Origin of the sequence: Coleofasciculus sp. FACHB-542, assembly GCF_014695825.1 — a bacterium.
Classification (GTDB): Bacteria; Cyanobacteriota; Cyanobacteriia; order Cyanobacteriales; family FACHB-T130; genus FACHB-T130.
Genome location: NZ_JACJPB010000009.1, coordinates 118903 through 124902, shown reverse-complemented (window position 1 = coordinate 124902; position 6000 = coordinate 118903). Strand labels below are relative to the sequence as shown.

Annotated in this window: 8 protein-coding genes; 5 read left to right on the top strand and 3 right to left on the bottom strand. The window is 43.6% G+C overall.

All coding sequences use genetic code 11. The features are described from left to right. The first annotated feature begins 137 nt into the window (after positions 1–137). From H6F52_RS01825 to H6F52_RS01805, 5 genes are all read left to right on the top strand, one after another. Positions 138–527, top strand: coding sequence for a hypothetical protein (locus H6F52_RS01825; RefSeq protein WP_190531536.1), 390 nt, complete (start codon positions 138–140; stop codon positions 525–527). A 94-nt stretch (positions 528–621) separates the two neighbouring features. Next, positions 622–1077 (top strand): hypothetical protein, encoded by a 456-nt coding sequence (locus H6F52_RS01820; RefSeq protein WP_190531534.1) that lies wholly within the window; start codon positions 622–624, stop codon positions 1075–1077. Between the two features lie 23 nt (positions 1078–1100). Then, the gene (locus H6F52_RS01815; RefSeq protein ID WP_190410373.1) at positions 1101–1289 is read left to right on the top strand and encodes a CPXCG motif-containing cysteine-rich protein; all 189 of its coding nucleotides are present in this window, start codon (positions 1101–1103) and stop codon (positions 1287–1289) included. Between the two features lie 66 nt (positions 1290–1355). Beyond that, positions 1356–1931, top strand: a complete 576-nt coding sequence (locus H6F52_RS01810) for a hypothetical protein (protein ID WP_190531532.1) — start codon at positions 1356–1358, stop codon at positions 1929–1931. A gap of 160 nt (positions 1932–2091) precedes the next feature. Beyond that, positions 2092–2529, top strand: coding sequence for a hypothetical protein (locus H6F52_RS01805; protein WP_190531530.1), 438 nt, complete (start codon positions 2092–2094; stop codon positions 2527–2529). An 83-nt stretch (positions 2530–2612) separates the two neighbouring features. Here the strand turns inward: H6F52_RS01805 and H6F52_RS01800 are convergent, their stop codons facing one another. The 3 genes from H6F52_RS01800 to H6F52_RS01790 all read right to left on the bottom strand — a co-directional run bounded on the left by H6F52_RS01800 (position 2613) and on the right by H6F52_RS01790 (position 5463). Continuing rightward, on the bottom strand, positions 2613–3275 hold the full coding sequence (locus H6F52_RS01800; RefSeq protein ID WP_190531559.1) for a GIY-YIG nuclease family protein: 663 nt from the start codon (positions 3273–3275) through the stop codon (positions 2613–2615). Between the two features lie 132 nt (positions 3276–3407). Then, positions 3408–3773: a DUF1823 family protein gene (locus H6F52_RS01795; protein WP_190410376.1), complete on the bottom strand. Its 366-nt coding sequence runs from the start codon at positions 3771–3773 to the stop codon at positions 3408–3410. A 118-nt stretch (positions 3774–3891) separates the two neighbouring features. Continuing rightward, positions 3892–5463, bottom strand: a complete 1572-nt coding sequence (locus H6F52_RS01790) for an ATP-binding protein (RefSeq protein ID WP_190531528.1) — start codon at positions 5461–5463, stop codon at positions 3892–3894. Positions 5464–6000: the final 537 nt, after the last annotated feature.

The following is a 6000-nucleotide window of genomic DNA, read 5'->3' as shown; positions in this document are numbered from 1 at the left end:
ACTTCGGCTCAGTCAAAGGTAAGATGAGTAAAACTTATGACCGGCAGCTAGCAATCGCCTAATTTTAGACCCCATATTACCCCAGCGACGACTTTTGCAAGAGGTCTACTCTAGTAGGTGCAGGAGCGCTTTTGTGCTTGATTCCCTCTGTAGAAGCGATCGCCAAAACCGTAACTTCCACAGGTGCTGCGGCAGTTGAACCAACTGTTTTGGCAGCTCAACCGCAAGGTCGCACCCAGCGGGTTCGATTTGCAAAAGGGAAAAGCTCAGCAGTTGTAGAATACTCAGTCGTGCGAGGAACGAGAGATATTTATCTGCTGGGTGCCAAGGTACGCCAGAAAATGACGATCGGCATTACCTCTCTTGAAGACAACGCTGTTTTTGATATCGTAGCTCCGAATGGGCGAATTATTGCACAAGAGGCAACTAGCTGGAGCGGCACATTGCCTAGAAGCGGGGACTATAAGATCGTTGTTGGCGGGACTAGAGGAAACGCCAGTTACAGAATGCAAGTGGGAATTAAATAATCGTTCCATTTATCAGATTTTCCCCCACCAGACGCTGTACTGGTGGGGATTTTTTTTTATAAATTGAATAGAGCAAGCAACCAAGGATAAGCAGATGTTAAAACAAGCTTTGGCGGGCGTAGGAGCATTTTTATTCCTGACCTCTTCGGTGTACGCTGGAGAACAGAGTGCCGAGAGCGATCGCTTTGAGTTTTCCCTGCAAAACACAGCAGAAATTCTCCAGGTTCAACCCTTATCAACTTCCAATTCGATTGAACTTGCTCAACTTCTGAACACCCGCTGCCCACCGAATACCTCTTTATACCGTGCTGCTGAAACTAGAAATCATTTCGCCCATATTTGTGCGGCTAAGGGGGGTACTTTAGTCTTTGTTGGGGGTGCCAAAAATGGAACCCAAAACAGCATTAATGTGACGATTCCTAGTAACAGTAGTGGTCAGTTTGTTGCTGTTCAAGGTAATACCCGTTATATTCTTACCCAAAGCCAGCTACGCATTATTCAAGGGAATCAAACCATCGTTAATGAAAGAGTGTTGCGATGGACTCAATAACGATGATTAGAGGAATAAATTAAATGCAATCAACATCTGAGTATTTTTGTGCCTATTGCGGCGAACCAAACGTTACATTTGTTGACCTAAGTGCTGGGGGTCAGCAGTCGTATATTGAAGATTGCCAAGTTTGCTGTCGCCCAAATATTCTCTACATCCGATTTGATGAAGAAACCCTTGACATTGAAATCGATAGTGAATACGAAGGCTAAAAATCAATATTTATTGCTTCCTGCCTAGTTTACTCGCAAAAGATTTCAGGGATTTCTGGAAATGCCTTGCGCCCTTCTGAAGATAAAACTATCGACAAACAGATAGTTCCCCAAAAAACAACCGTAATCTTACGGTTATTATCTTACAAAGAAGGTCAAATCATGGTATTTACTAAACCTGAATTCAATTGCAAACAGGCTTTGAAATTAGCTTTAGCGGGCACAGGAGCATTATTATTCTTAGCACCTTCAGTAGGTGCTGTACAACTAACTGAAAAAAGTGCCGAGAAGGTTGCTTTCACTTCTCAGCAACCTGCATCTCAAACTTTATCGACTTCCCACTCTATGGAACTAGCTCAAACAGAGGTGGGTTGTCATAGGGATGAAAGTACTTTCGTTGCTGCTGAAACGAAAAACTACTTAGTGTATATTTGCGGCGGAGATAATCCCCACACTTATGTCGGTTATGCCAAGAATGGGCGTGGTGGTATAACTGTTCCTCTTACTTCTTACAACCGTAATGTATTTACGGCTAAAAACGGTCCGTACACTTATACGGTGGACATGAGTAAGAGTCAGCTCGTTATTAAGCTCCCAAATGGCAGACGTTCTATTGAAAAGTTAATTAATAGTTTGGAGTAATACTATAGCAGCAACTCTCACTATTTAGTTGTTAGTTTTGTTTCAGGCATAATAGTGGGTGTTCAGCTTTTAGTTCTAGTACGAAAATTCATTTTTTCAGCTAATCCTTAAACAAAACGATTACTCACTTGATTACGCTCTGTCAAAGGAAGAAAATGAAATGGCATCTGTGAAACTTGGATTGAATGGCAAACAAGCATTGAAACTCGCTTTAGCAAGCGCGGGAGCATTATTGTTCTTAGCACCAACAGTACAAGCAGCAGAACTCACAAAAAGTGCTTCCGGTGCAAGCGATCGCCCAATCCAAATAGCTGCTTCTAACGATTGCATCAACGACATCGCAGAAGGTTTCTCTGTCGAAACAACTAATCATTATGTAGGGATTTGTTACACTCGCAAAGGCACCTTCTACGTGGGTCGTGCGAAGAATGGCAAAGGTAGCATTCTTCTCCCTGTTTCTTCTCCAAAGAGGAATGTTTATGTCGCCAAAAACGGTCGGTACACTTATACTCTAAATTTGAATACGAATCAGTTAATTATTACCTTGCCTAATGGCAGACGTTCTATCGAAAGGGTAGTCAAAATTATCGATTCCTAATTTTTTACCTGATGACTTTTTAATTTTGATTGAATCCCTGCCTTTTCACACCCAAATGTCCTCATTTGGGTGTTTTTTCACGATTACGAATGAGTTTCCCGCGTCTGTCCCTCGATGACAGCACTCCAGTCGTCGTTATTCACTGCCGCTTCTAGCTTTTGCTGCCTCTTGGCATCACTTTCCTCGGCATCTGCAAGATCCTTAGTGAGCGTGCTATCTGCCATCGCCTTGCGAAGTTTGAGCTTTTTCTCCTCATAGGCGTTGCGCTCTTCGGGCGACATGGCTGCTTTTGCAACTTCGCCCACCGTGCTAGCCCACATCTCACTGACCTCAGCGTTACCAGGCGGAACGCTGCCGAGTTCGGAAATCCACGCCTCTCGCAAATTTTCCATGTCCGTGCGTTTCGGGAACTTGAACGCCTGCACCCGCACAAACGCGCAAGTTTCTCTCCCATTTTGAGCGACATGACCATTCAGGGAAAGCAGTACATTCCGCGAGTAGCCGATATATTGCGTCTGGTATTGGGTATCTAACACAGCGTACACCCCAGCGATTTTCGCATTCTGGACGCGATCGCACCAATCCTGAAGCGGTAGCACTTCAGTTCCATCGTTTTCGAGATCGACAGGAGTCGCTATCTCAGGGGCAGCGTGTTCGTCGTCGGAGCTATACAAAAATTCGTGCAGCCCCCGATGCCCTTCAGGTACATTTTGGTGTTCAACGGGCACATTCTGGTTTGTCTCCACCTGAATTAGTCTCCATTCAATGAATTTGTTGCCGGGAGTCAGCCAATCCTGGGATTTATCCACTCCCGATAACTTGTTTATAGTTTAGGGCGTGGGCAGTGGTGATTTGAGTCCCGCTTAGTATGACTTAGTTCAACGGGTGGTTTGCATATAGCTCAACAGCCAATTCGCCGCTGTTGCCCGACGAGTCTGCCTGGGACCAAATTCACCCAATTTGTAGCCTTTAAAGCCGAGTTGTTCTTTTAGTAGCTGCTTGTTCTCTGGCGGAATCGAGCGAGTCAGCTTCACCGTTGGTGGACGGTTCTCAATAAAATCAGGCGGTTGTGGATATTCATCTCGCCATTCTGGGGGAACTTCGCTCGCGTCCCATTGATTCGCCGCTGCGTCGTAGCGATAACCCAAGCATTGCCACACTAGTTGGTTCACTGTGGCATCATCAATTTCATCGTTCAGGATAGCCCAAATCGTTTCGGTATTCAGCGGCGGTAAGTTAGACATGAGAATGAACAATTAACAACAAAAGCTGTATCAATAAAATACAACTTTTTTCCTTGGCTAAATATCTCTGGAGAATTCCATTCGCACTTTTTACAAAAATGGTGCGCTCTCACGGCTGTTAACTTGCCAAAAGTTGATTTCTTCTGTTAAATGTTGATTCTTCCTGGGTGTGCCACACGGGAATCTCAATACAAAATTCTGTTCCTTGTCCAGGTACCGATACGCAATTAAGCGAACCTTTGTGCTTCTCTACTACAATCTGATAGCTGATGGATAACCCTAGCCCAGTGCCTTTACCGACAGGCTTGGTGGTAAAAAATGGTTCAAATAATCGGGCTTTAACCTCTTCATTCATTCCCTGTCCGTTATCAGCAATCCGCACAACAATCGTATTGGAAGGCGTAAGTTCTGTGCGAATCGAAATTTGACTGGGTTTATGAAGTAATTCATCCGAACTGCGAACCCCCGAAATAGAACCTTTACTTGGGGCTTCGCTACTGTAACGCTCTAGCTCATCAATCGCATTTCCGAGTAAATTCATAAATACCTGGCTCATTTGCCCTGGGTAACATTCCACCAAAGGTAAATCAGCATACTCTTTAATCACTTCAATTTCTGCCTGGTTGCCATGTGCTTTTAGTCGGTTTTGCAAAATCAGCAGGGTATTGTCAATCCCTTCGTGTAGGTTCACCTGCTGCATAACCTGTTCATCATTGCGAGAAAAATTCCGCAACGATAGCACAATCTGATGAATGCGCTTTGCCCCTATTTCCATTGAAGACATCACTTTAGGCAAGTCTTCCCTGAGAAAATCTATGTCGATTTCTGCAATTTTTTCTTGCATTAAGCAACTAGGATTGGGACACTCTTGCTCGTAAAGTGTCACTAAATCGAGCAAATTTTGCACATAGTCAACTGCATAATTTAGGTTCCCATAGATAAAGCTAACAGGGTTGTTGATTTCGTGAGCCACCCCTGCTACCAAACATCCCAAATTGGACATTTTTTCTTTTTCAACGAGTTGGGATTGGATTTGTTGCAGGTCGTGCAAAGCTTGCTCTAAATGCTTTGATTGAGCAACAGCTTGGGCAGCGGTGGCACAACTTTGCTCGTAGAGTTCCGCTTGATGAATATTAAGGGCGAGTTGTTCAATATCACTTTCTTGTTGATATTGGCTCACCACTGCATCTAGAGCCTCAAGCAGGTTGGTAGAAGACTCTGTAAGAATGTAACGTAGATGCGGATTGTCTGAGGTTAGTTCTTCAGGGGTTGCTTGGGCGATCGCTCTTGCTTGCGCGATATATTGGCGTATCTGCTGGTCTAAATTTAGCGGTGGCTTAAAGTACATTGACCAAACAACGGGTGATGGTTGACCTGGTAGTTTCATCTCCGGATTGCCCTCGATTAAACCACTATGCGACCGTTCCATCAAATCCAGGTCAGCTTGCAAAGTAGAGCGCAATTTCTCTTGCTCGGCAATATCTTTTGTACAGACCAGTCTTAAGGCGAACAGTGCCGTGCGTTGAGATAACATCCGCTGACGACCACTGATATTAACCACCGCTGCGTTAATTTCCCGCACTGTATTAATTTCGTTTAAATGTAAATAATTAGCCAAGACAAGTACCGGCAATAATTCAAATAACCCTAAAGATTGCGGAATTATACCATTAGCAGTTTTTTTTGTCATGGTACTTGTTAGATTTTTTTGAAGTGAAAAGCAAAAAAACCGCGAATCTACTGTATAGTCACGTAAATCTATGACTAAGTTCCAGTTTACTTGTAATTTAAAGATGCGGCTTTGAGTTCCTCCGAATTATTGCTTGGCTAGTATTGAAAAACTATGAACCAAAGCGGTACCAAATTTAGTGCATTTTTATACGGATTGGAAAAATTAGCGTCACTTAAAGGCCTTCGTGAATCTCAACCAGCTTCATCTCAGCTTCATCTAACCATGAGAAATTTCACAAATTCAAGACAATTTACCGAATTCTATCTACCTCTTAGTTTATAGAGGCGTCAGATTTCAAGAAGGTCTCGGATATAATTATTGGTCTAAACCAGGTTGCCATAAATAAAATTCACAGAGTCGTTAATTTCGTGGGCGATATCGGCAACTAGGCAGCAGAGGTTGGACATTTTTTCGGTTTCAATTCAGTTGCGTTTAGGTTCGTTGTAACTGTTTTACTGAATACAAACAAGGCTTGGGGAGCAAAACGGAACTGGC

Bases quoted from the DNA above. Each gene is read 5' to 3' on its own strand.
- H6F52_RS01795 (WP_190410376.1), bottom strand. From the start codon at position 3,773: ATGTCTAACTTACCGCCGCTGAATACCGAAACGATTTGGGCTATCCTG.
- H6F52_RS01815 (WP_190410373.1), top strand. From the start codon at position 1,101: ATGCAATCAACATCTGAGTATTTTTGTGCCTATTGCGGCGAACCAAAC.
- H6F52_RS01805 (WP_190531530.1), top strand. From the start codon at position 2,092: ATGGCATCTGTGAAACTTGGATTGAATGGCAAACAAGCATTGAAACTC.
- H6F52_RS01820 (WP_190531534.1), top strand. From the start codon at position 622: ATGTTAAAACAAGCTTTGGCGGGCGTAGGAGCATTTTTATTCCTGACC.
- H6F52_RS01790 (WP_190531528.1), bottom strand. From the start codon at position 5,463: ATGACAAAAAAAACTGCTAATGGTATAATTCCGCAATCTTTAGGGTTA.